Source organism: Streptomyces sp. NPDC005863 (assembly GCF_042871345.1).
GTDB lineage: Bacteria > Actinomycetota > Actinomycetes > Streptomycetales > Streptomycetaceae > Streptomyces.
Window position 1 is genome coordinate 222,774 of record NZ_JBIAII010000010.1, and the last position, 21,456, is coordinate 244,229.

A 21,456-nucleotide genomic window follows, 5' to 3' on the forward strand; every position below is an offset into this window, starting at 1 on the left:
ACCGCAACGGTCGCGGCGCGACGGGCCGCGGCCCGGGACGGCAGGAGGAGTCGGAGATCATGGCACAAGACACGGCCCGGGAATGGGAGTTCACCGACGACCGGAACCACCTGGTCAGGACCGCGCGCCGCCCGTCCCGGCCGGTCGCCTACCTGCCGACCGGCGCGGCGCTGCACGACCACGGCATAGGGCTCGCCGGACTGTTCGGTTCCGCGCACGACGACCCGGCCGTGCCCGACCCCGCGAAGGCCGGCAGCCTCCCGATCGCGGACCTGCCCTACTTCGGCGCGGGCTCGGCGCTCGACCTGGACGCCCTCCTCGCCGCCGCCCCGGACCTGATCGTGGCGCTCACCTACGGCACCGGCCAGGTGTACGGCATCGACCCGGAGGCGGCCAAACACCTGGAGGAACAGGTGCCGTTCGTGGTGCTCGACGTCGGCGGCGGGCGCAGCCTCACCGGGATCAGGGACCGGCTCACCGCGCTCGCCCGCAGCCTGGGCGCGGAGCCCCAGCCCGAAGCCGATGCCGAACTCGCCTCGGCGGAGCGGCGGTTGACGGCCGCGGCCGCGGGCCCCGCACGACCGCGCGTGCTCGCCCTCTCCCCGGCGGGGCCCGACTCCGTCCACCTGGCGAGGCCGTACGCCTGGCCGGACCTCGCCGCGCTTGCCGCAGCCGGGGTCGGCCTCGTGGATCCGGAGCCGGGACAGGGCGCCAACTGGTCCACCACGGGCTGGGCGGAGGCGGCCGCGCTGGAGCCCGACATCGTCCTGACCGATGTGCGCAGCAACGCCGCGGTGCTGGGGGACGCCTTCGGGCCGGGCGTCCCCGTCCTGCCGTGGAACCCTGAACTGCCGCCCAGCGCAAGGGAACACGCCCGCTACCTGACCCTGGTCGCCGAGGCCCTGGAGGCGGCGCAACCCCTCAAGGCCTGACCCGGCAGGCAGACAGACAGTGCCGCGCGAAGGTCCGCACCGGATGTCCCCCGGGCGGCACGTACCGTTGATCCATGACGCGACTGCTGCACATCACCGAGCGTGCCCTGTGGGACGCCGCCCGGGATTCGGGGACGTACGAGAGGTCGACGCGCGGGAAGACGCTGAGCGAGGTGGGCTTCATCCACTGCTCGACGGCGGCCCAGCTGCGCGGCGTCGCCGAGTTTCTCTACGGCGGCTACGACGGCCCCGACGAACTCGTGGTCCTCACCATCGACAGCGACCGCCTCACGGCTCCGCTGCGCTACGAGGCCGCCGAGCCCGGAGGCGCCGAATTCCCGCACATCTACGGCCCGTTGCCGGTCGACGCGGTGACGGAGGTGTCCCCGTGGCCGTCGTCCCCGGGCGTCGGTGCCGGGGGCACTCCCGCGGCCGCACCCCGCGACCCGGAAGAGGCGGACGGCTCCTCGCCCGAAGGGCGGTCGGCGAGGTAGTCGTGCAGCCTGGCCGCCCCCTCCAGCATCGCCCGCGCCCGCAGGTTCAGTGCCCTCTCGCGCTGCGCCAGGGCCGTACGGAGCGCGCCGACGCCGCCGCTGCGCCGCAGGTCGTCGAGGACCGGGCGGATCTGCGGCAGCAGGTGGTGGCTCTGCCGGAGCAGGTGGACGATGCGGGCGTCACGGACGTCGGCGGGGAGGTAGGAGCGGTAGTGCGTGCCGGGGTCGCGTGACGGCGCCAGGAGCCCGGCGGCCTCCCAGACCCGCAGGGCCGACGTGCGTACGCCGAGGTGGGCGGCCACCTCACCGATGCGCAGCCGGGCGCGCGGCAAGGGCGGTGCGGACGGCCCGTCCTCCGCGACGGCCCGCAGCGCCTCCCCGGTCGCCCGCAGGGACCCGCGCTGCTCGTGCAACTCGGCATGGCCGGCGTCCAGCAGGGCCAGCGCCCCCGGCACGTCACCCGCGTGCACGGCCCGCATGACCGCCCGCGCCGTGCCCGAACCGTACCCGCGGGCAAGGGACCGGTAGGCGACCAGGGCCGCCCGGTGTCCCGCGTCGAACCTGCGGTACCCGGCGGGGGAGCGCGGGGCGGCCGGCAGGATGCCCGCGTCGGCGTAGTTCCGGATCTGCTGCGGGGAGACGCCGGCCGTACGGGCCAGATCGACGGACCGGAGAGCACCGGCGCCGGATGAGGAGTCCCTGTCACCTGCGCCGCGCGGGGCGTACTTGCGCGCTCCGGCGCTCCCGGCGACCGCCCCCGCCCGTCGCCCCGTGCTCTGACTGCTCATCGGTGACCCTCCCGGCGACGTTCTCCCGGCCGGTCGGTACCGGGGCTGCATGACGTCCCCGGAATCCTATGAGCGGGGCCGGGCCCGCTCACTCACTCCCCTCCGAGCGGCGGGCGCGCAGCGTCCGTACCTTGTTGCGGTTTCCGCAGTGTTCCATCGAGCACCAGCGGCGGCGGCCGGGGCGGGAGGTGTCGACGTAGACCAGGGCGCAGTTCTCGGCCGAGCACATCCGGATGCGGTGGGCGAACGGGCCGGTCAGCAGGTCCACGGCGTCACGCGCGACCGTGGCGAGCAGCCGGGTGCCGTCGGCGCCGTCCGCCCAGCCCCGCGCGCCACCCGGAGTGATCGTGGGGATCAGCGGAGCGTGGGCGGCCGCCTCGTTGAGGGTGCCGATGTCGGAGAGGGTGTCGATGTCGTACGGTTCGTCGGCGCCGCCCGAGGCGCGCGCGGTCGCCACGCGGAACAGCGCGTCTCGCAGTCGCCGGGCGAATGCCACCTCGGCCCGGGTCACCTTCAGCGCGGGCGTCGGCGTCAGGCGCGACCGCTCCGCCCACGCCACCAGATCGCCGGGCGCGTGCAGCACCTCGTAACGCCGGAACTCGCCCGGGCCTCCGGTGGTCAGCAGCTCCAGGCTGAGCGCGCCGGGATCGAAGCGGTACGTGGAACCGCTGCGGGAGCGCATCGTGATGCCGGGGGGTTCCATGTAACCAATATAAGAAGTTACGAGTCCCCGGCTGGTGGCTGGTGGCTGGTGGCTGGTGGCTGGTGGCTGGTGGCCGGTGGTCGCCGGCCGGGTGCGGGGCGGTCCTAGACTCTCGGCATGGTCGACACCCTGCTGACACAGCTCAGCGCCGGAAAATACCTGCTGGTCAGCAGCTACCGGAAGGACGGCACCCCGGTCCCGACCCCGGTCTGGGGCGTCGCGGACGACGACGGGCTCGGGATCTGGACGCCCGGCGACTCGTGGAAGGTGAAGCGGATCCGCCGCCGCGTGGACGTCATGGTCGGACCGTGCGACCGGCGGGGCAACCCCACCGGCGAGCAGGTGCCCGCCACCGCCGAGATCTGCGACCCGGACGTCACCGCCCGCTACCGCAGCCTCATCCTGCACAAGTACGGGGTACTCGGCTTCGTCACCCTCTTCGGCAGCCGCGTCCGGCGCGGCCTGGACGGCACCGTCGGGATCCGCATCACCCTCACGCGCTGACGGCCGCGGGCGCCGCCGTCTCGGCGCGGAAGGCGACCACCGTCTCGCGGGCGTGCCGCAGGCCCATCCGCCCGAAGTCGGCCTCCAACTCGGCCAGTTCGGCGAGTGTCGCCTCCCGGCCCCGCCCGAGCCTTGCCCGGGACTTCGTCAGACCGAGCCGCGAAAGCGCCGAGCCGCGCGGCTCGCGCATCGCGTCGAACTCCGCCAGCGCGACGCCGTACGTCTCCTCGGCCTGCGCGTAACGCCCGGCGCGGTAGAGGACGTTGCCACGCATCTTGTGGTTGTAGGCCAGCGCGCTCGCCAGGTTCATCGCGCGGCACACCACCTCGGCCTCGGACAGCAGCTCCAGCGCCCGGTCCGGTTCGCCCCGCAGCGACAGCACGTCGGCCACGCCCCGCAGCGACCAGGCGCGCCCGCGCGCGTCGTCCGCGTCGGTGGAGATCCGCACCGACTCCTCGAACAGCTCCAGAGCCTTCGCGTGGTCGCCGCGGTTGCGGTGCATCTGCGCTATCCCGGTCATCGCCCACACCATGTGCCGCGCCTCACCGTGCGCCCGCCCCTGCTCCAGCAACTCCTCGTGGAGCGCGGCGACGGCCGTGTAGTCCCCCTGGATGCGCCCCGTCTCGGCGAGCCCGGCGAGCGCGTACCCGTGCGCGAGCCGGTCGCCGCCCCGCCTGGCCAGCTCGACGGAGTGCGCGAGGAGCCGCCGGGCCAGCGGCAGCGCCCCGCACTGGCGCGCGAGGGTGCCGCCGCTCCACAGCGCCCACGCCATCGGTCCGGCCTCCCCGGTGGTGCGGGCGCTGCGGTAGCTCTGCCGCCACGCCGCGCCCGCGTCGTCGACCCGTCCGAGGCGCCGGTTCGCCTCGGCGAGCGCGAGGGCGGCCCGCGCCCGCTCGGCGGGACCGTCCGCCCGGGCGAGCGCGCGCCGGGCTGTCGCGCGCACGTCCTCGTACGAGGAGTTGACGGACAGCTCCGAGCCCAGTTCGCCCTGGTACTCCGGCGCGAATGCCTTGACGTCCATGGATCCGAGGCCTCTCGATCGGTGGCGTGGTGACGTGATCAAGAAGCTACGAGCCGGGGCGGGGGCGGCGAATCCCTCCCGCTACGGGTCATCGAGTACGACTCGAGTGCTACACAGGGGGACCGTGATCAACCTCGGGACGTACGGGACGCGAGCGCGCGGACGCCGTCAGGAAGCGCTCTGCTCCTGCGAAGCGTCCTGCTCCTGCTGGCCCGGTGCCGACTGCTGAGCGGGCTCCAACTCCGGGGCGGGCTCCGACTGCTGGGCGGGCTCCGACTGGTGGGCGGTCGCGGCCTGCTGGGCCGTGGCCGTCTGCAGGGCGCTGATGCACGCGCCGATAGCCTGCTGGAGGTCTTCGAGGCGGCGCACCATGTCGTCCTCGTAGATGTCGTCGATCTCCTCCACGTCGTCGAACGTCAGCTCCTCGAAGACCTTCGTGGCCTTCTGCAGGCTGCTGTAGAACTTCGCGCGCCGCTCCTGCACGCGCAGCTCCGGGTCGCTCTGGACGGTCTGCGCGACCATGTCCCTGACCGTGTCGTACGCCTCGCGCGCCCACTCGCCGGACTCCTCGCCCTCGTCCAGCTCGTCGATGAGGGACAGATGGCGCTCGGCCTCCTCGCGCAGCTCGGCCGGTGCGTCGATCATCTGCCCTGCGGGCGTCTTGACCTGGCCCTTCTCGACGATCTGGCGGACGTAGCCGACCCGGTCGCCCGCCTTCGCCTCGGCCGCCACGGCCTTCTTGAGGTCGTCGGTGCGGACGATGTCGCGGACCAGTTCGGTGCGCAGGGCCGGGTCCTCGTCGAGGCGGTCCATCAGGGCCTTGCGGGCTGCTTCGGCGGTGCCGGGGTCGGCGAGGATGGCGGCGCGCAGCGCGGTGGGGTTCTCCGCGACCTCCAGGGCCTTGGTGGGGCGGATGCCCTCGGCCTCGGCCGCCTCGGAGATCGCCTCGCCGCGCCGGGTGAGGGCGCTGGAGCGGGCGGTGTAGTACGACAACCAGACGTCGGCGTCGGGGAGTTCGACCTCCATGCCGGGGGAGAGCGCCTCGAAGTGCGGCACCATCCCGTCGTCGGCGGCCTTGTCCCAGGCCTTGTAGTAGCGCATGACGCGGTCGGCCGAGCAGCCGGCCAGCTCGGCGAACGCCTTGGCCGAGACCTTGGGCGTCTCGTCGGCACCCTGCCCGCCCGGCCGCACGCTGCGGGCGACCTTGAGGCCGAAGGCCCAGCCGCCGGTGCGGGCGTAGACACCGAAGTCACGGGCGTCCTCGGCGATCAGCTCCGCCGCGTCGGGCTCCGCGGACCACATGGCTTCCTCGGGGGCGGCGCCGGCCTCGGAGGCGGTGGCATCCTCGGAGGGGGAGAAGGCTACGGTCACGGGGGTTCTCCTGGGTGTCACAGGCGTACGGAGGTTGACGCAATACCTTATCGCTCCTATTGGGATGGTTTGCGCGCGAGTTGGCGTGCTCTTGTGACCCCGCCCCGGTGACCTGTGCCCCCTCCCGGTCACCTGCAACGCCTCCCGGTCACCTGTGGCTCCTCCCCGTAACCTGCGGCTCCTCCCGGTCACCGCCAGGATGGCCGTCGTGCCGGGGCGGCCGCTCGCATAGGCTGCCCGGATGAGCATTCTGGATGACGCCCGCCCGGGCATGAACCCCGAGATCCGGCCGCAGGACGACCTCTTCGGCCACGTCAACGGCGTGTGGCTGGACACCGAGAAGATCCCCGACGACCGCTCCAGCTGGGGCCCCTTCGTGCAGCTGGCCGACACCGCAGAGCAGCAGGTCAAGACGATCATCCAGGAACTGGCGGCGCAGGCGGCGGCCGATCCCGCCGCGGCCTCCGAGGACGCGCGCAAGATCGCCGCGCTCTACGCCTCCTTCATGGACGAGGAGACCGTCGCCGCCCGTGGCCTGGCGCCGGCCCAGCCGCTGATCGACGAGGTCGCGGCGTTGCGGGACACCCGGGAGCTCGCCGCCTTCCTCGGCCGCTTCGAGCGCGTCGGCGGCTCCGGCCTCTTCGGTTCGTACATCGACACGGACGACCGCGACTCCGACCGCTACCTCTTCAACGTCCTCCAGGGCGGCCTCGGCCTGCCCGACGAGTCGTACTACCGCGAGGAGAAGTTCGCCGAGATCCGCGAGAAGTACCTCGCCCACCTCACCGAGCTCCTCACCCTCGGCAAGCACCCGGACGCCGCGGCTGCCGCGCGGACCGTGCTCGCGCTGGAGACGAGGCTCGCCGAGGGGCACTGGGAGCGGGCCGAGACCCGTGACGTGCAGAAGACCTACAACCTCACCACCCTCGACGAACTGACCGCGCTGGCGCCGGAGTTCGACTGGCGCGGTTTCGTCGCCGGACTCGGCGGCTCGGACGCCACCATCGCCGAGACGTGCGTCCGCCAGCCGTCCTACCTCGCCCACCTCTCCACGGTCCTCGCCGAGGTGCCGATGGAGCAGTGGCGGGACTGGGCGATGACGCGGGTGCTCCGCGGCTGCGCGCCGTACCTGTCCGACGAATTCGTCCGGAACAACTTCGAGTTCTACGGCCGCACGCTGAACGGCACCCCCGAACTGCGCGCCCGCTGGAAGCGCGCCGTCGCCCTCGTCGAGGGCGCGATGGGCGAGGCCGTCGGCAAGGAGTACGTCGCGCGGCACTTCCCGCCGTCCTCCAAGGCGATCATGGACGACCTCGTCGCCAACCTCCTGGAGGCCTACCGCCAGTCGATCGCCCGCCTGGACTGGATGACCGACGAGACCAAGGAGCGGGCGTACGAGAAGCTCGCCACGTTCCGCCCCAAGATCGGCTACCCGGACACCTTCCGCGACTACTCCGCGCTGGAGGTCTCGGCCGACGACCTGCTCGCCAACGCGCAGGCGGCCGCCGCGTTCGAGACCGACCGGCAGGTCGCCAAGATCGGCGGGCCGGTCGACCGCGACGAGTGGTTCATGCTGCCGCAGACCGTCAACGCGTACTACAACCCGGGCACCAACGAGATCTGCTTCCCCGCGGGCATCCTGCAGAAGCCGTTCTTCTCGCCCGACGCCGACCCCGCGGAGAACTACGGCGGCATCGGCTCGGTCATCGGCCACGAGATCGGCCACGGCTTCGACGACCAGGGCGCGCAGTACGACGGCAAGGGCAACCTGAACGACTGGTGGACCGCCGCCGACAAGACCGCCTTCGAGGCGAAGTCGAAGGCGCTCGTCGAGCAGTACGACGGCTTCTCGCCGCGCAACCTCCCCGGCGAGTCCGTCAACGGCTCGCTGACCGTCGGCGAGAACATCGGCGACCTGGGCGGCCTGACCATCGGCCACACCGCGTACCTCATCTCGCTCGACGGGGCGCCGATGCCGGAGAGCGACGGCCTCACCGGCTCGCAGCGGCTCTTCATGAACTGGGCGTACTGCTGGCGCGCCAAGCGCCGCACGGAGCAGGAGCAGCAGTACCTCACCATCGACCCGCACTCGCCGCCGGAGTTCCGCGCCAACATCGTGCGCAACCTCGACGAGTTCCACGAGGCGTTCGGTACTGCGAAGGGTGACGGCCTCTGGCTCGACCCCGCGGAGCGCGTCCGGATCTGGTGACGCGCATGGAGACGCGCATGGTGTGAGGCGCACGCGGTGATACGCGCGCGGTCATACGGACACGGTGGCGTCGCGGGGCTCGTCCCGCGGCGCCACCGCGTCGTTCACGGGGTGAGAGCCGTCTGCGGCCCCACGACCGGGGCGAGGTCATGACGGATGTACCACTCCACGGAGAACAGCCGCTCCCGCTCACTTTGCGGCAGAGCGGCGACGAGCCCCGGCAGGGCTCCCCGCTCCACCTCGCTGCGGTGCGCCAAGACCGCGGCGAGCTTCCGCTCCAGCCAGGCGCCGACGTCCACGGTCGCCGTGACCTGCTCGTCCGGCACGCCGTACACCGCCTTGCGCGCGCCGGCCACGTCGCCGAGGGCCGCCACGGCGGAGGCCGGGAACGTGGCCAGGTAGAGGGCGCCCGGCTGCCAGGGCTCGCCGGCGTCCGGGTAGAGCTGTCCGAGCCCGGCGGCCTGGGCGGCGAGCACGGTGATCCGGTGGGTGTGCACGTGGTCCGGGTGGCCGCTGGGCCCGCCGTACGCGTCGTGGGTGACCAGGATCTGCGGGCGGAACTCCCGGATGTGCGCCACGAGGCGTCGTACGGTCTCGTCGAGCGGCGCGTCGCACCACCGGGGCGCGCCGGGGGCCGACTCGGGGACGCGCGCGTCGGCGTACCCGAGCAGCCGCGGACCGCCCGCGCCGAGGATGCGCAGCGCCTCGGCGAGCTCGGCCGCGCGGTGCGTTCCTTCGGCCCAGGTCGCCGTCACGACGGCGGTGCGGGCGCCCGTGGCCGCGTGCCGGGCGAGCACGCCGCCGGCGGCCAGGGACTCGTCGTCCGGGTGGGCGAAGACGGCCAGCAGACTGGGTTCGGCGGACATGGGAGGGGCTCCTCTCCGAAGGGAGTGCGCAGCATAGGCGGGATTTGGTGCTGGTACTGGTGCTGGTGCCGGTGCGGCTGTGCGGTCGCCGCCGGAAGACGGCTCGTAGGCTGAAGTCCGCAGTCGAGGTACGGGAGGAGGCCGACATGGCCGATACGACGGTGGCCGAGGTCGGCGAGGTCATGGCCGAGCTCGCCGAGCTGGAGGACCCGAAGATCCGCCGGGTGAACGAGAGGCACGGCGACGATCACGGGGTGAACCTCGGCAAGCTGCGCGCTCTCGCCAAGCGGCTGAAGACGCGGCACGAGCTCGCCCGCGTGCTCTGGACGACCGACGACACGGCGGCGCAGCTGCTCGCGACCCTGATCTGCCGGCCGAAGCTGTTCGAGCGCGCCGAGCTGGACGGCATGCTGCGCGCGGCGCGCGGGCCCAAGGTGCACGACTGGCTCGTGAATTACGTGGTGAAGAAGAGCCCGCACCGCGAGGAGCTGCGCTCGGCCTGGCTCGCCGATCCGGATCCGGTGGTCGCCGCCGCGGGCTGGGCGCTGACCACCGACCGCGTGGCGAAGAACCCCGAGGGCCTCGACCTCGACAGGCTGCTCGACACCATCGAGGCGGAGCTGAAGAGCGCCCCGGACCGTCTGCAGTGGGCGATGAACCACTGCCTGGCCCAGATCGGGATCGAGCACCCGGAGCACCGCGACCGGGTGGTCGGCATCGGTGAGCGCCTGGCGGTGCTCAAGGACTACCCGACCCCCGCGGGGTGCACGTCTCCGTACGCGCCCACCTGGATCGCCGAGATGGTGCGGCGACAGAAGTCCGGCTGAGCCACCAGCCGACCGGCCTGATTAACTCGTACAACCTTTCGACATCGGTGTGTGTCTTGTCCATGCCGCAGCTGTCGTACCGAAGAGCACCAGGACTTCGGGCGACCGCCGTCGGCGCACCCACCGACAGAGAAGGGTCCATGTACAACCGCCATCTCCACCGCACCGCCCCCGCCCTCGCCGTCGCTCTCGCGGCCGGCCTCTTCGTCGCCGTACCCGCTGCTCACGCCGCGCCCGCCGCCTCTCCCAGCGGCCGGAGCGACGTGAACGGCGATGGCTACGGCGACCTGGTCACCGCGTCCGAAGCGACCGTGTCGGGCGTCGAGGACGCCGGCGCGATCGTCGTGAACACCGGATCGTCCGGCGGGGTCTCGGCCGATCGCGCCCAGATCGTCACGCAGAACTCGGCCGGTGTTCCCGGCGCCGCGGAGAAGGGCGACCGGTTCGGATCGGCCCTCGCCACCGGTGACCTGAACGGCGACGGCTACACCGACGTCGTCGCCGGCACGCCGCACGAGAAGGTCGGTGACGACGTGGACGGCGGGACCGTCGCCGTCCTGTGGGGCTCCAAGTCCGGACTGTCCGGCGGTACGACGCTGGCCGACCCGGCCCCGGCCGCCCACGACCTCTTCGGCAACCGTCTGGCCGTCGGCGACTTCGACGGCGACGGCAGCCCCGACCTGGCCGTCGGCACCGGCAGCAACGACGTGTGGATCCTCGGCGGCGTCACCAAGTCGGGCGCCCACGGGCAGCGTCAGCTGAAGACCGCGATCGTCGGGGACAGCTCCGAGTACTACCGCTCCCTGGCGGCCGGTGACTTCGACGGAGACGGCAAGGACGACCTCGTGGTCTCCGGCCGCTACGACGAGGACGGCAGCTTCGACGGGGCCTCACTCGTCTACCCGGGGGCGGCCGGCGCGTACACCGCCCTGCCGGACGAGGGACACTCGGCGGCCGCCGGCGACTTCGACGGGGACGGCCGCGACGACCTGCTCCTCGGCTCGCCGGACGCCGACGCCGTCACCGCCTACGCGGGCGGCGCCGAGGGCCTGACGGTGTCCCACCGCCGCACCCTCACCCAGGACAGCACGGGCGTGCCCGGCGCCACCGAGGACGGGGACGCCTTCGGCGAGGCCGTCGCGGCCGGCGACGTGGACGGCGACGGGCGCGCCGACGCGGCCGTGGGCGTCGAGTTCGAGACCGTCGGCTCGGTCGCCGACACCGGCGAGGTCGTCGTCCTGCGCGGCTCGGCCGACGGGCTCACCGGCGCCGGCGCGCAGGTCGTGCACCAGGGAAGCGACGGAGTGCCGGGTGCGAACGAGGCGTACGACCGGTTCGGCTCCGCCGTGCGGCTGACCGACACCAACCGGGACGGCCACGCCGACCTGGCCGCCGCCGCGCCCATGGAGAACACGAGCAACGGCGCGCTGTGGAGCCTGCGCGGCTCCGCCTCCGGCGTGAGCTCCGCGCACAGCGTCAGCTTCTCGGCGGCGACGCTGGGCCTCTCCACGGCCCCGTACACGTACTTCGGCCGGTCCATGCCGACCAGTGCGTACGGTTCCTGACGTCACTCGGCGGTGAACGAGAGGATCTCGCGGGTCACCGCCGCGGGATTCTCCGGCCGCGGTGTTGTCGCGCTCGTCCTCGTCCAGGGTGCGGTAGAGCTCGAACCCCGCGTGCCGGGCGGCCGGGCGACCGTAGGTGCGGACGTACTCGTCGGTCTCCGCCCCGGTGAAGGGCGGCCGGGTCCGCGTGCCGCCGAACGCCGAGCCGCCGTAAGCGACTTGGGTTACTGCGCCCCGACACCGGCGCCGAGGTCGTGTGCCACCAGGCCGAAGTCGTCGAGGCCGATCCGGTCGTGCAGCAGCACCAGCGCGGGGCCTTTGCCGCCCGTGACGTAGTGCATGCGCACCCCGCGCGCCGTGGCGAACTTGTGCTGGAAGGTCGCGTTGAACGCCTTGTCGTACTTGGTCGCGGCGTCGTACGAAGCCGCCGCGCCGAGGGCCAGGCGGCGGCGGAGGAGGGGATGTTGCTTGCTTCGGTTCGGTGTCGTCCGTGCTGTCGGTGTCATGGCGTGATCCTCAGAGGAGCCTTGCGGAACGGCGCGGTTTTTTGCAGGGTTGCAAGACGCGGCGTGTGCGGATCAAGGGCGAGGGAGAACTCGGCAGTGACGGATGACCAGGTGGTCCTGCGGAACGTCGGGCCGAGGCTGCGCGGTTTCCGCCAGGCCCTCGGCCTCACCCTCGCCACCCTGGCGGAGCGCACCGGGCTCTCGCAGAGCACCCTCTCCCGCCTCGAACGCGGCCACATGCGCCCGACGTTGGAACAGCTCCTGCCGCTCGCGCGCGCCTACGCCGTGCCGATCGACGAACTCGTCGCCGCACCGGCCACCGGTGATCCGCGCGTCCATCTGCGTCCCTTCCGCAAGGACGGCCTGACGTTCGTGCCGTTGGGCGTCAAGACGGGCGGGATGCGGGCGTACAAGGTGATCTACCCGCCGCTGTCTAAGCTTCCGCCGCCGCAGTTCCATGTGCACCCCGGCCGCGAGTGGTTCTACGTGCTGCGCGGCACGGTCCAACTCGTCCTGACCGACACCCGGACGGAACTCGCGGCGGGCGAGGCGGCCGAGTTCGACACCGAGACCCCGCACTGGATCGGCAACGCCCGCGACGACATCCCGGCCGAGACCATCGCCCTCTACGGTCAGCAGGGCGAACGGGTGCATGTGGCCGACGTCTGACACAGGGCACGAGCGGTGCATCGCCGCCCGGCACGTTGATCGTTAACATGTGCCAGATGGGCGTAAACAAGCAGGAATCGGGCGATCAGGTCGAGGCGACCGCGGCGCGGGTGCCCGGGGCGCGGCTCTCCGACGAACAGGTGTCGGTGGCGCAGGTGGCCGAGGCCAAGGCGCGGGCGGCGCGGCTGCTGCTCGCGTTCCGGCACGGCAACCAGGTCGCGTACGACGCCCTCGTCGCGGAGTTCGACACCGACGAGCCGACCACCGATCTGATCTCCGCGCTGTGCTGGATCGCCAACGAGGGCGTGCGCAAGGCGTACTTGCCGGAGGCGGGCGACCGGGTGCTGCGGCACATGGCGCGCCGGGCCGACTTCGGCGAGCGGTCCGTGCTCACGGAGGACGGCACGGGACCGGCCGCGGCAGAGCTCCTGGAGGCCGTCGCGGCCGGGAAGGTGACGGAGGTCCAGGACATCGTGCGCAGAACGCCGGACACCACCTTCCTGCTGGGCAAGTTCGTGCTGGCCTTCGCGATGCTGCTGCCGGACGTCCCCGCCCCAGTACTGCGCGAGGTCGTCGCGGAGCTGCGCGAGGCGTAAGAGGGTGCCGCGCCTCAAGCCCCGCGCCCCAAGTCCCGCGCGGCTCCCTGCCCTCAAGTCCCGCGCGGCTCCATGCCTTCAGGCCCCGCGCGAGGCCGCCGCGCCGCTCTCGTCGGGCGCCGCGAGCGGCACCCCGAGCGGGCGGGCCAGACCCACGATCCCCTCGTCGAGCCGCTGCAGATGCCGCAGCACGCGGAAGGCCACCGACCCGGTGCGCAGCACCTCGTGGCCGCCGCTGTCCAGCATCGACGCGATGCTCGCACCCGACTCGATGGTGCCGTCGGTCTCCTCGTCACGCACCCGCGCCGCGATCAGATCGATGTTGTGCGTGATGCGCCGCCCGGCGAGCGCGAGCCGCGCGTCGGCCGCGACGCTCTTGCTGGAGGGCACCAACTCGGCCGTCGCCGCCAGCGAACGGGCGTGGTACGCGCAGGTCTCCAGGAGCGCGACGATGTAACGGGCGGTCTGCCGCCGGGCCCGCAGCGGGGCGATCGGATGCGTCAACGGCTTGGTGGACTTGCGCAGATCGTCCAGTGCCGTGTCCAAGTCCCGTGCCAGGTCCACGAGGTCGATCGCGGGCCCGCCGCTGAGCTGCGACACCGCCGCGGACACCACGTCGCGCAGCCGGGCGAGGACGGTGCCGAGCTCCTCGTCGGTGCGGTGCGAGGTGCGCACCGGAAGCACCACGACCGCCGCGATGATGCCGCAGGCCGCGCCGAGCGCCGTCTCCTCGATCCGCAGCACGAGGACGTCGAGGCTGTAGGTGTTGAGCAGCGTGTAGAGCAGGCCCAGCATCGCGGTGACGAAGAAGGACATCAGCGCGTAGGACAGCGGCGCGGTGAAGAACATCCCGAAGACGCAGAGCAGTACGAGGGCGAACGCGGCCCACGTGTGGTTCCCGACGGCGCCGGCCAGCGCCACCCCGGCCACCACGCCGAGCACCGTGCCGACCAGGCGGCGGTAGCCCTTGACCATGATCTCGCCGGTCGACGCGGTGTTGAGGAAGACCACCCAGCAGGTCAGGACCGCCCAGTACCACCGCTGCGTGGACAGGAACTCGCCCCCGACGATGGCCAGCGCCGAGCCGACCGAGACCTGCACGGCGGCCCTGGTGGTGGGGCGCCGCAGACCGGCGGGCTCCTCCTCCTCGGCCTCCGCCGCCTCGCCGGAGATCGAGATCTCCTCGGCCTCGAACTCCTCGCGGGACCGGGCGGCCTCCGGGCTGTCGTACTCCTCGTCCTGCGCCCCGTCGACGGCCAGGCGCAGACCGGAGATGGCACGGGCCGCCTCGCCGACCGCGCGGAAGCAGTCCTGGATCGCCGGTGACCCCTGCGGGAGCCCTTGCTCCTCGCGGTAGCCGAGCAGCCTGTTGCGTACGTACGGCAGTGCGGTGCCGTGGTCGTCGGGGACCAGGCGGACCACCAGCAGGTGCAGTGCCCGGAGATCGCGGCGCAGGGCCGTGCCCGCGTCCTGGCCGATCTGGGCGCGCCGCGGCATGGCGAGCGGGGCGCTCGGCAGGTGCAGGGTGAGGGTCTCCACGCGCTCCGCGCTGCGGGCGTTGAGCAGCAGGACGCCCAGGCGCTCCGCGGCGATCTCGGCGTCGGCGACCCTGCGTTGCAGCAGCGCCGCCGCGGCCGCGTCCCGCGTGCCCTCCTCCAGGCGGCCCTGGATCATCAGCGCCGCCTCGTGCAGCCGGGCGGTGCTGCGCCGCAGGTCGTCCAGGACCTTCTCGGGGCCGTCGGAGGAGCCGGCGTCCGCGTCCAGGAGGTCGATCTGGTGGGCGATCAGTTGCGCGAGGCGGGCCCGGAACGCCTCGCGCAGCCGCGCCAGGGTGCGCTCCGGCGTCTCCGGCACGACGGCGAACCGTACGACCGCGCTGCACGCGAAGGCCACGGTCAGCGTGAGGAAGAGCCCGGGCAGCTTGCCCGCGGTCGCGCTCACGAAGAGCGAGACGAAGTAGACCTGGAAGCCGATGAGGCCGAGCGCGGTGCCCCGGTCGCCGAACCGGCGGGAGTAGACGGCGCCGAAGATCAGCAGGATGAAGAAGGCGTCCCCGGCCACCACCCGGTGGTTGAGCAACGCCCCCAGCGAGATCGCCGCGAGGGCCACCGGCAGGCCGAGCGCCAGCGTGATCGCCTGCCCCCGCGTCTCCTTCTCCTGGATCGCGAACGTGGCCACCATGGCCGTCATCGCGCCCGCGACGAGATGGGTCACCGAGGTGCCGAGCAGCGCGAGCACGGCGAGCGCGAGAAGGATCGCCCCGACCGTGCGCAGCCCCGCCATGAGCCGCAGCAGTCCGGGGTCGGATGCCGAGTAACGGTCCCAGATGCCCTTCGCCGTCCGTCGTACCACTGCCATCGTGATGCCGTGCTCCCCGTCGTCGCTCTCGTCGTGCCTCCGGCGTTGCCCCAGCATCGCACGACGGCATTCGAGGGGATCAAGCCTGGTCGGGAGGGCTGTGGAGGGCGGCCCCGGCCATCGAGTAGGGTTTCGCTCCCGCCACTGGAGGAGGCATCGTGTCGCCGATGGACCGTACGTCGCAGGGGAGTCGGGCATGACGGCGCGCGTGGCGGTGGGGGACACCGTCGAGGACTTCACGCTGCCGGACGAGACCGGCACGCCCCGGCGGCTCTCCGAACTCCTGGCGGATGGCCCCGTGGTGCTCTTCTTCTACCCGGCGGCCCTGACGCCCGGCTGCACGGCCGAGGCCTGCCACTTCCGTGACCTGGCCGCCGAGTTCGGCGCCGCGGGCGCGCGACCGGTGGGGATCAGCGGCGACGAGGTGGACAGGCAGCGCGAGTTCACGGAGCGGCACACCCTCGGGTTCCCGCTGCTCTCGGACCCCGAGGGTGCGGTGCGCGGCCGGTTCGGTGTGACGCGCGGCTTCTCGCTCGCGCCCACCAAGCGCGTCACCTTCGTCATCGGCCGAGGCCGCGTCGTCGCCGAAGTGGTCCGCAGCGAACTGCGCATGAGCGCGCACGCCGACCGTGCCCTGGCCGCCGTGCGGCGTCTTGGCGAGGGCTGAGCTACCGGGTCGTGGCGAGCCAGTCCTCGTAGCGGGTGGGCGCCACGCGCGCGCCCCGGCCCCCGACGAGGACGTCACCGTCGACGGCGGCGAACATGCCCGCCTTGTCGTCGACGACGACCGTGCGGTCGTCCTCGCGCGCCGCCAGCGTGACGCGGCCCAGCTCGTCGAGGGTGAAGGTGTCGGGGCCGACGACGTCGAGCGTGCCGTTCAGCGGCGCCCCCGTCGTGACGTCGGCGAGGGCGGCGACCACGTCGGCCGTCGCGATGGGCCGGACCGGCGTGGCGGGCAGCCGGACGGTGCTCTCGTCGGAGGTCCACGACATGACCGCGTCCATGAATTCGAAGAACTGCGTCGCGCGCACGATGGAGTACGGCGTGGGCCCCTGCTTCAGGAGGTCCTCCTGGAGCGTCTTCGCGCGGTAGTAGTCCAGCTGCGGCACCTGGTCGACGCCGACGATGGACAGCGCGACCTGATGGCGGACGCCCGCCCGCTCTCCCGCGGCGAGCAGCTGACCCACGGTGGTGCGGAAGAACTCCGGCGAGGCCTCGTCGAAGGTGGGCGAGTTCGACACGTTCACGACCGTGTCCGCGCCGTCGAGCGCCTGGTCGAGTCCCGCGCCGGTGAGCAGGTCCACGCCGGTCGACAGGGACGCGGGGGTCGCCTCGTGGCCGGCCCCGCGGAGCCGGGTGACGAGCTGGGAACCGATCAGTCCGGTGCCGCCGATGACCGTGATCTTCATGAGGGGGCCCTCCTGTGAACCTTCAAACTCGGATACCTGATGTCCGAGATAATACTCGGATATTGTGTGTCCGAGTCAATCGGGGGGCGCATGAATCGGGAGGGCGCATGAAACTGTCCGGTGGCGTCGAGTGGGCGCTGCACTGCTGCGTGGTGCTCACGGCGGCGACCGAGCCGGTCCCGGCGGCCCGCCTGGCGGAGCTGCACGACGTCTCGCCCAGCTATCTGGCCAAGCAGATGCAGGCGCTCTCCCGGGCGGGGCTCGTGAAGTCGATCCAGGGCAAGACGGGCGGGTACGTCCTGACCAGGGCCGCCGCTGAGATCACCGTCCTGGACGTGGTCCAGGCCGTGGACGGGGCGAGCTCGGCCTTCACCTGTACGGAGATCCGTCAGCGCGGTCCGTTCGGCACGCCGCCCGAGGACTGCACCAAGCAGTGCCCCATCGCCCGCACGATGGGCGCCGCCGACGCCGCCTGGCGGGCGTCCCTGCGGGGCGTCACCATCGCCGACCTGGTGGGATCGGTGCGACGGGACAGCGGCCCTGAGGCCCTGCCCCGCATCGGGGCGTGGCTGAACACGGGGGGTGCCCCTGGGGAGGGCGGTGGCGAGGGGTAGCGGCGGGAGGCGGTGACGGAGGGGGCGCTGCATGCCGTGTGCCGAATGCCGCTTGCCGAATGCCGAATGCCGAATGCCGGGTGCCGCGGGCCGCGGGCCGCGGGCGTGAGGGCGTCAGGTCTCGCTCTCGCGCAGGAAGGTGTCGAGCCGGTCGGCGAAGCCCGGTGCCGCGGCGACGAAGTGCCCGGCGCCCGGGTGTACGGCGCGCTCGCCGTCGAGCGCGACCGCGAGGGCGTCACACATCCGCTCGTGCGCGGCCGTGTGGTCTCCCGAGGCGACGAGCACCGGGACGCGGGCCCGGCGGATGCGATCGAGCGCTGGACGCGCTTCGCCGGGCAGCCGGGCCCCCTGCGCCCGACGGACCCCGGCGATCACTGCGTCCGGGAGCGGGCCGTCGTCGACGGGGGCGCCCGCGAGGCGGAGGAACTCGCGCAGCTCGGCCGGGTCGGTGTCCATGCCGTGGGTGAGGACCGCGTCGCCGACGCGCAGGAGCCGCGCCACATCAGGGTCGTCCGGTACGAGGAAGGCGAGCGGCGGCTCGATCAGGGTGAGCGAGCGCACGCCGCCCGGTGCGGCCGCGACCGCGGCCAACGTCCCGAGGGTGCCGTAGGAGTGGGCGACGACGTGCGGCCGGCCGGCGAGCAGCGGTGCCAGGTCCAGGGCGTCCACCTCGAAGTCCTGCCCCGCCCGCGGCGCGGGACTCGGCGGATAGCCGCGCCGATGGACGTACGCCAGTGTCCACCGCTCGCCCAGCGCAGACAGTCCGCCCCACGTCGTCCGCGGCCCTGCGCCGCCGTGCACGAGCAGGACCTCGGGCCCCGAGCCGGTACGCACCACTGCGATGTCGTCCATCGGGCGAGCGTAGCGGCGCGCACCGCGACAGGCCCGGCGTTGTCGCGGGGTTCGTCGCCGTCTTAGGCGGGCGAGCAGCGGGCCGTCGTGAGCCGTGTCTCACCTGCCCGGCGCGGCTTGTCTATGCAACTAGTTGCATAGAAGGATTCGGGCATGGCGCTTGAGCACGCGATCCTCGTCTCCCTGCTGGAGAAGCCGGGCTCCGGATACGAGCTGGCCCGGCGGTTCGACCGGTCCATCGGCTACTTCTGGGCCGCCACACATCAGCAGATCTACCGTGTCCTCAAGCGCATGGAGAGCGACGGCTGGATCGCCGCCCGCGAGGTGGCGCAGCAGGACCGGCCGGACAAGAAGGAGTACTCGGTGGCCGCCCTCGGGCGGACGGTGCTCTCGCGGTGGCTACAGGAGCCGATCGAACCCGAGAGCGTCCGGCACGAGCTCGCCGTGAAGATCCGCGGCGCCGCCTTCGACGACCCGGCCTCGCTCATCCACGAGGTGGAGCGGCACCGCAAGGCACACGCCGACCGGCTCGCCCACTATCTCGCGGGGGAGCGGCGCGACTTCACCGGACCCGAGGCCCCGGCCCCGAAGACACCGGACGTCGGACGGGAACTCCAGCACGTCGTGCTGCGCGGCGGCATCGCGTACGAACGCATGACGCTCGACTGGCTCGACGACGTGCTCGCCACCCTCCGCCTACTCGGTGCCGAACGCTGAACCGGCCCACCCTCAGGCCCTCCACTCCGCCCCAGCCGGGCCTCGTCCCTCACCCCTCCCTCCCAACGCCCCCCATCCGAAAGGCAGATGAGCATGGCCGACGCGCTGCTGTTCAACCCGCACACCTACGACCCGCAGCACTTCGACGCGGAGACCCGCAGGCTGCTGCGCGCCACCGTCGACTGGTTCGAGGCGCGCGGCAAGCGCAAGCTGATCGAGGACTACCGCACCCGCGCCTGGCTCGCGGACTTCCTCGCGTTCTCCGCCGAGGAGGGCCTCTTCGCGACCTTCCTTACCCCGGCCGCCGCCGCGGGGGAGGGGCAGGGCGACAAGCGCTGGGACACCGCCCGCATCGCCGCGCTCAACGAGATCTTCGGCTTCTACGGCCTCGACTACTGGTACGCCTGGCAGGTGACCATCCTCGGCCTCGGCCCGGTCTGGCAGAGCGACAACGCGGCGGCCCGCGCCCGCGCGGCCGAACTCCTCGACCAGGGCGAGGTATTCGCGTTCGGCCTGTCCGAGAAGGCCCACGGCGCCGACATCTACTCCACCGACATGCTCCTCGAACCGGACGGTGCCGGCGGCTTCCGCGCGACCGGGTCCAAGTACTACATCGGCAACGGCAACGCCGCGGGTCTCGTCTCCGTGTTCGGCCGCCGCACCGACGTCGAGGGCCCCGACGGCTACGTCTTCTTCGCCGCCGACAGCCGCCACGAGGCGTACCACCTGGTCAAGAACGTCGTCGACTCCTCCAAGTACGTCAGCGAGTTCCGCCTGGAGGACTACCCGGTCGGCCCGAAGGACGTCCTGCACACCGGCCGTGCCGCCTTCGACGCCGCGCTGAACACCGTCAACGTCGGCAAGTTCAACCTCTGCACCGCCTCCATCGGCATCTGCGAACACGCGATGTACGAGGCCGTCACCCACGCCACGGGCCGCATCCTCTACGGCCGGCCCGTCACCGCCTTCCCGCACGTGCGCCGCGAACTCACCGACGCCTACGTGCGCCTCGTCGGAATGAAGCTGTTCAGCGACCGCGCCGTGGACTACTTCCGCTCGGCGAGCCCCGACGACCGGCGCTACCTCCTCTTCAACCCCATGACGAAGATGAAGGTGACCACCGAGGGCGAGAAGGTCATCGACCTGATGTGGGACGTCATCGCCGCCAAGGGCTTCGAGAAGGACAACTACTTCGCGCAGGCCGCCGTCGAGATCCGCGGCCTGCCGAAGCTGGAGGGCACGGTCCACGTCAACCTCGCCCTGATCCTGAAGTTCATGGGCAACCACCTGCTGAACCCGGCCGAGTACGAGACGGTGCCGACCCGCCTCGACGCGGCCGACGACGCCTTCCTCTTCGAGCAGGGCCCGGCCCGCGGCCTCGGCGCCATCCGCTTCCACGACTGGCGCACCGCCTTCGACGCCTACGCCGAGCTGCCCAACGTCGCCCGCTTCCGCGAACAGGCCGACGCCCTCTGCGAGTTCGTCACCACGGCCGCGCCCGACGAGAAGCAGAGCCGCGACCTCGACCTGCTCCTCGCCGTCGGCCAGCTGTTCGCCCTGGTGGTGCACGGCCAACTGATCCTGGAGCAGGCCCGCCTGACCGACCTGCCCGAGGACGTCCTCGACGAGCTCTTCGCCGTCCTGGTACGGGACTTCTCCGCGCACGCCGTCGAGCTGCACGGGAAGGACTCCGCCACGGAGCAGCAGCAGGCCTGGGCGCTGGGCGCGGTACGCCGCCCGGTCGTCGACGACGCCCGCTTCGCGCGGGTGTGGGAGCGGGTCGAGGCGCTGGCGGGGACGTACGAGATGGCGCCGTAACTCCGCTGCCAGGACCGCCAATTGATCGTGGTGTCTCCCGCCGCACAGCGGGAGACACCACGATCGGCCGTCCACTCCTCCTGGAGCGCCCGCTGCCGACAGGCGCCTCTCGCAGGCTTCGTCTGGGATGCTGAAGGCCGGACCCGACAGGGGGGGGCAGACCGTGTACACGGAACCTATGGCGAGAGCCGTCGTGGAGCCTGCGGTGCTCGAACTGCTGCGGCAGTATCCCCGAGGCAGGCCGTTCGCCACGACGGTCACCTTCGGCGGGGACGACTTCACCATGTGCGCGCACGTCCGCGCGCAGTGGGCGGCACCCGGGCAGGCGAAGATCGCACTGGCCTGCTGGGTCGTCAACAAGGACACCGCGCGCTTTCTCGGCGGCAACCCGCCCGCGGAGGCGGAGTCGCGGCTGCCGCCGGAGGGCACCGCGGAGTGGGACGAGGAACTGACGGGCCGGGTGATCGGCCACCTCGCAGCCCGGATGAACGCCCTCGCCGCCGTGCCCACCACCGACGAACACCTCACCGTCACCGTGCCCCTCGTCCTGACGTAGCGCGGACGTAGCGCGGACGTAGCGCGGTCGAGCGGGCGGGGCCCGGGCAGCAGGCCCAACTCCCGCCACAGGCACGGTCGT

Annotated in this window: 21 protein-coding genes and 1 pseudogene; 13 read left to right on the forward strand and 9 right to left on the reverse strand. The window is 72.5% G+C overall.

Going from position 1 to position 21,456, the window contains the following annotated elements:
* The first annotated feature begins 59 nt into the window (after positions 1-59).
* Positions 60-932, forward strand: coding sequence for an ABC transporter substrate-binding protein (locus ACFYO9_RS30175; protein WP_358776456.1), 873 nt, complete (start codon positions 60-62; stop codon positions 930-932).
* Positions 933-1,006: 74 nt separating this feature from the next.
* Positions 1,007-1,255, forward strand: a pseudogene (locus tag ACFYO9_RS30180) (DUF952 domain-containing protein); the annotation flags it as partial.
* 23 nt (positions 1,256-1,278) lie between these two features.
* On the opposite strand, the gene ACFYO9_RS30185 reads toward ACFYO9_RS30180, so the two are convergent.
* Both ACFYO9_RS30185 and ACFYO9_RS30190 read right to left on the reverse strand, forming a co-directional pair.
* Entirely contained in the window at positions 1,279-2,214 is a 936-nt protein-coding gene (locus ACFYO9_RS30185; protein WP_358776458.1) for a TioE family transcriptional regulator, read from the reverse strand.
* A gap of 88 nt (positions 2,215-2,302) precedes the next feature.
* Positions 2,303-2,917, reverse strand: a complete 615-nt coding sequence (locus ACFYO9_RS30190) for a CGNR zinc finger domain-containing protein (protein WP_358776460.1) — start codon at positions 2,915-2,917, stop codon at positions 2,303-2,305.
* Between the two features lie 117 nt (positions 2,918-3,034).
* On the opposite strand from ACFYO9_RS30190, the gene ACFYO9_RS30195 reads away from it, so the two are divergent.
* Positions 3,035-3,421: a PPOX class F420-dependent oxidoreductase gene (locus ACFYO9_RS30195; RefSeq protein WP_358776462.1), complete on the forward strand. Its 387-nt coding sequence runs from the start codon at positions 3,035-3,037 to the stop codon at positions 3,419-3,421.
* Here the strand turns inward: ACFYO9_RS30195 and ACFYO9_RS30200 are convergent.
* Together ACFYO9_RS30200 and ACFYO9_RS30205 are read right to left on the reverse strand one after the other, a co-directional pair.
* Positions 3,411-4,442, reverse strand: coding sequence for a tetratricopeptide repeat protein (locus ACFYO9_RS30200; protein ID WP_358776464.1), 1,032 nt, complete (start codon positions 4,440-4,442; stop codon positions 3,411-3,413). The genes ACFYO9_RS30195 and ACFYO9_RS30200 overlap by 11 nt on opposite strands.
* Before the next feature lie 168 nt (positions 4,443-4,610).
* Positions 4,611-5,744, reverse strand: coding sequence for a hypothetical protein (locus ACFYO9_RS30205; RefSeq protein WP_388666724.1), 1,134 nt, complete (start codon positions 5,742-5,744; stop codon positions 4,611-4,613).
* A gap of 310 nt (positions 5,745-6,054) precedes the next feature.
* On the opposite strand from ACFYO9_RS30205, the gene ACFYO9_RS30210 reads away from it, so the two are divergent.
* Positions 6,055-8,022 (forward strand): M13-type metalloendopeptidase, encoded by a 1,968-nt coding sequence (locus ACFYO9_RS30210; protein ID WP_355815477.1) that lies wholly within the window; start codon positions 6,055-6,057, stop codon positions 8,020-8,022.
* A 104-nt stretch (positions 8,023-8,126) separates the two neighbouring features.
* On the opposite strand, the gene ACFYO9_RS30215 is transcribed toward ACFYO9_RS30210, so the two are convergent.
* Complete coding sequence (locus ACFYO9_RS30215) at positions 8,127-8,888, reverse strand: PIG-L family deacetylase (RefSeq protein ID WP_358776466.1); 762 nt, start codon at positions 8,886-8,888, stop codon at positions 8,127-8,129.
* A 146-nt stretch (positions 8,889-9,034) separates the two neighbouring features.
* Between ACFYO9_RS30215 and ACFYO9_RS30220 the strand changes: the two genes are divergently transcribed.
* Both ACFYO9_RS30220 and ACFYO9_RS30225 read left to right on the forward strand, forming a co-directional pair.
* On the forward strand, positions 9,035-9,715 hold the full coding sequence (locus tag ACFYO9_RS30220; RefSeq protein WP_358776468.1) for a DNA alkylation repair protein: 681 nt from the start codon (positions 9,035-9,037) through the stop codon (positions 9,713-9,715).
* 140 nt (positions 9,716-9,855) lie between these two features.
* Positions 9,856-11,280 (forward strand): FG-GAP and VCBS repeat-containing protein, encoded by a 1,425-nt coding sequence (locus tag ACFYO9_RS30225; RefSeq protein ID WP_358776470.1) that lies wholly within the window; start codon positions 9,856-9,858, stop codon positions 11,278-11,280.
* Positions 11,281-11,504: 224 nt separating this feature from the next.
* Here the strand turns inward: ACFYO9_RS30225 and ACFYO9_RS30230 are convergent, their stop codons facing one another.
* Positions 11,505-11,786 (reverse strand): hypothetical protein, encoded by a 282-nt coding sequence (locus ACFYO9_RS30230; protein ID WP_358776472.1) that lies wholly within the window; start codon positions 11,784-11,786, stop codon positions 11,505-11,507.
* 96 nt (positions 11,787-11,882) lie between these two features.
* On the opposite strand from ACFYO9_RS30230, the gene ACFYO9_RS30235 reads away from it, so the two are divergent.
* A complete protein-coding gene (locus tag ACFYO9_RS30235; RefSeq protein ID WP_355815464.1) occupies positions 11,883-12,455 on the forward strand; it encodes an XRE family transcriptional regulator in 573 nt (190 codons plus the stop codon).
* A 56-nt stretch (positions 12,456-12,511) separates the two neighbouring features.
* Complete coding sequence (locus ACFYO9_RS30240; RefSeq protein WP_358776474.1) at positions 12,512-13,051, forward strand: hypothetical protein; 540 nt, start codon at positions 12,512-12,514, stop codon at positions 13,049-13,051.
* 78 nt (positions 13,052-13,129) lie between these two features.
* Here ACFYO9_RS30240 and ACFYO9_RS30245 read toward each other — a convergent pair whose 3' ends face one another.
* A complete protein-coding gene (locus ACFYO9_RS30245; protein WP_388666727.1) occupies positions 13,130-15,409 on the reverse strand; it encodes an FUSC family protein in 2,280 nt (759 codons plus the stop codon).
* Positions 15,410-15,605: 196 nt separating this feature from the next.
* On the opposite strand from ACFYO9_RS30245, the gene ACFYO9_RS30250 reads away from it, so the two are divergent.
* The gene (locus tag ACFYO9_RS30250; protein ID WP_355815459.1) at positions 15,606-16,076 is read left to right on the forward strand and encodes a peroxiredoxin; all 471 of its coding nucleotides are present in this window, start codon (positions 15,606-15,608) and stop codon (positions 16,074-16,076) included.
* Between the two features lies 1 nt (position 16,077).
* On the opposite strand, the gene ACFYO9_RS30255 is transcribed toward ACFYO9_RS30250, so the two are convergent.
* A complete protein-coding gene (locus tag ACFYO9_RS30255) occupies positions 16,078-16,818 on the reverse strand; it encodes an NAD(P)H-binding protein (protein WP_358776476.1) in 741 nt (246 codons plus the stop codon).
* A 107-nt stretch (positions 16,819-16,925) separates the two neighbouring features.
* On the opposite strand from ACFYO9_RS30255, the gene ACFYO9_RS30260 reads away from it, so the two are divergent.
* Positions 16,926-17,432, forward strand: a complete 507-nt coding sequence (locus ACFYO9_RS30260) for an Rrf2 family transcriptional regulator (RefSeq protein WP_358776478.1) — start codon at positions 16,926-16,928, stop codon at positions 17,430-17,432.
* A 114-nt stretch (positions 17,433-17,546) separates the two neighbouring features.
* Here the strand turns inward: ACFYO9_RS30260 and ACFYO9_RS30265 are convergent, their stop codons facing one another.
* Complete coding sequence (locus tag ACFYO9_RS30265) at positions 17,547-18,284, reverse strand: alpha/beta fold hydrolase (RefSeq protein WP_358776480.1); 738 nt, start codon at positions 18,282-18,284, stop codon at positions 17,547-17,549.
* Positions 18,285-18,437: 153 nt separating this feature from the next.
* Here ACFYO9_RS30265 and ACFYO9_RS30270 point away from each other — a divergent pair, with 153 nt between their 5' ends.
* The 3 genes from ACFYO9_RS30270 (at position 18,438) to ACFYO9_RS30280 (ending at position 21,375) form a co-directional block, all read left to right on the forward strand.
* Positions 18,438-19,001 carry a PadR family transcriptional regulator gene (locus ACFYO9_RS30270; RefSeq protein ID WP_358776482.1) on the forward strand — a complete coding sequence of 188 codons (564 nt, stop codon included), beginning with the start codon at positions 18,438-18,440 and terminating at the stop codon, positions 18,999-19,001.
* 93 nt (positions 19,002-19,094) lie between these two features.
* Positions 19,095-20,819 carry an acyl-CoA dehydrogenase family protein gene (locus tag ACFYO9_RS30275; protein WP_358776579.1) on the forward strand — a complete coding sequence of 575 codons (1,725 nt, stop codon included), beginning with the start codon at positions 19,095-19,097 and terminating at the stop codon, positions 20,817-20,819.
* A 178-nt stretch (positions 20,820-20,997) separates the two neighbouring features.
* Positions 20,998-21,375 (forward strand): hypothetical protein, encoded by a 378-nt coding sequence (locus ACFYO9_RS30280; RefSeq protein ID WP_358776484.1) that lies wholly within the window; start codon positions 20,998-21,000, stop codon positions 21,373-21,375.
* The last annotated feature ends 81 nt before the right edge of the window (positions 21,376-21,456 follow it).

Bases quoted from the DNA above. Each gene is read 5' to 3' on its own strand.
- ACFYO9_RS30185 (WP_358776458.1), bottom strand. From the start codon at position 2,214: ATGAGCAGTCAGAGCACGGGGCGACGGGCGGGGGCGGTCGCCGGGAGC.
- ACFYO9_RS30215 (WP_358776466.1), bottom strand. From the start codon at position 8,888: ATGTCCGCCGAACCCAGTCTGCTGGCCGTCTTCGCCCACCCGGACGAC.
- ACFYO9_RS30240 (WP_358776474.1), top strand. From the start codon at position 12,512: ATGGGCGTAAACAAGCAGGAATCGGGCGATCAGGTCGAGGCGACCGCG.
- ACFYO9_RS30260 (WP_358776478.1), top strand. From the start codon at position 16,926: ATGAAACTGTCCGGTGGCGTCGAGTGGGCGCTGCACTGCTGCGTGGTG.
- ACFYO9_RS30245 (WP_388666727.1), bottom strand. From the start codon at position 15,409: ATGGCAGTGGTACGACGGACGGCGAAGGGCATCTGGGACCGTTACTCG.
- ACFYO9_RS30220 (WP_358776468.1), top strand. From the start codon at position 9,035: ATGGCCGATACGACGGTGGCCGAGGTCGGCGAGGTCATGGCCGAGCTC.
- ACFYO9_RS30275 (WP_358776579.1), top strand. From the start codon at position 19,095: ATGGCCGACGCGCTGCTGTTCAACCCGCACACCTACGACCCGCAGCAC.
- ACFYO9_RS30265 (WP_358776480.1), bottom strand. From the start codon at position 18,284: ATGGACGACATCGCAGTGGTGCGTACCGGCTCGGGGCCCGAGGTCCTG.
- ACFYO9_RS30210 (WP_355815477.1), top strand. From the start codon at position 6,055: ATGAGCATTCTGGATGACGCCCGCCCGGGCATGAACCCCGAGATCCGG.
- ACFYO9_RS30225 (WP_358776470.1), top strand. From the start codon at position 9,856: ATGTACAACCGCCATCTCCACCGCACCGCCCCCGCCCTCGCCGTCGCT.
- ACFYO9_RS30250 (WP_355815459.1), top strand. From the start codon at position 15,606: ATGACGGCGCGCGTGGCGGTGGGGGACACCGTCGAGGACTTCACGCTG.
- ACFYO9_RS30270 (WP_358776482.1), top strand. From the start codon at position 18,438: ATGGCGCTTGAGCACGCGATCCTCGTCTCCCTGCTGGAGAAGCCGGGC.
- ACFYO9_RS30205 (WP_388666724.1), bottom strand. From the start codon at position 5,744: ATGTGGTCCGCGGAGCCCGACGCGGCGGAGCTGATCGCCGAGGACGCC.
- ACFYO9_RS30280 (WP_358776484.1), top strand. From the start codon at position 20,998: ATGGCGAGAGCCGTCGTGGAGCCTGCGGTGCTCGAACTGCTGCGGCAG.
- ACFYO9_RS30255 (WP_358776476.1), bottom strand. From the start codon at position 16,818: ATGAAGATCACGGTCATCGGCGGCACCGGACTGATCGGTTCCCAGCTC.
- ACFYO9_RS30195 (WP_358776462.1), top strand. From the start codon at position 3,035: ATGGTCGACACCCTGCTGACACAGCTCAGCGCCGGAAAATACCTGCTG.
- ACFYO9_RS30190 (WP_358776460.1), bottom strand. From the start codon at position 2,917: ATGGAACCCCCCGGCATCACGATGCGCTCCCGCAGCGGTTCCACGTAC.
- ACFYO9_RS30175 (WP_358776456.1), top strand. From the start codon at position 60: ATGGCACAAGACACGGCCCGGGAATGGGAGTTCACCGACGACCGGAAC.
- ACFYO9_RS30230 (WP_358776472.1), bottom strand. From the start codon at position 11,786: ATGACACCGACAGCACGGACGACACCGAACCGAAGCAAGCAACATCCC.
- ACFYO9_RS30200 (WP_358776464.1), bottom strand. From the start codon at position 4,442: ATGGACGTCAAGGCATTCGCGCCGGAGTACCAGGGCGAACTGGGCTCG.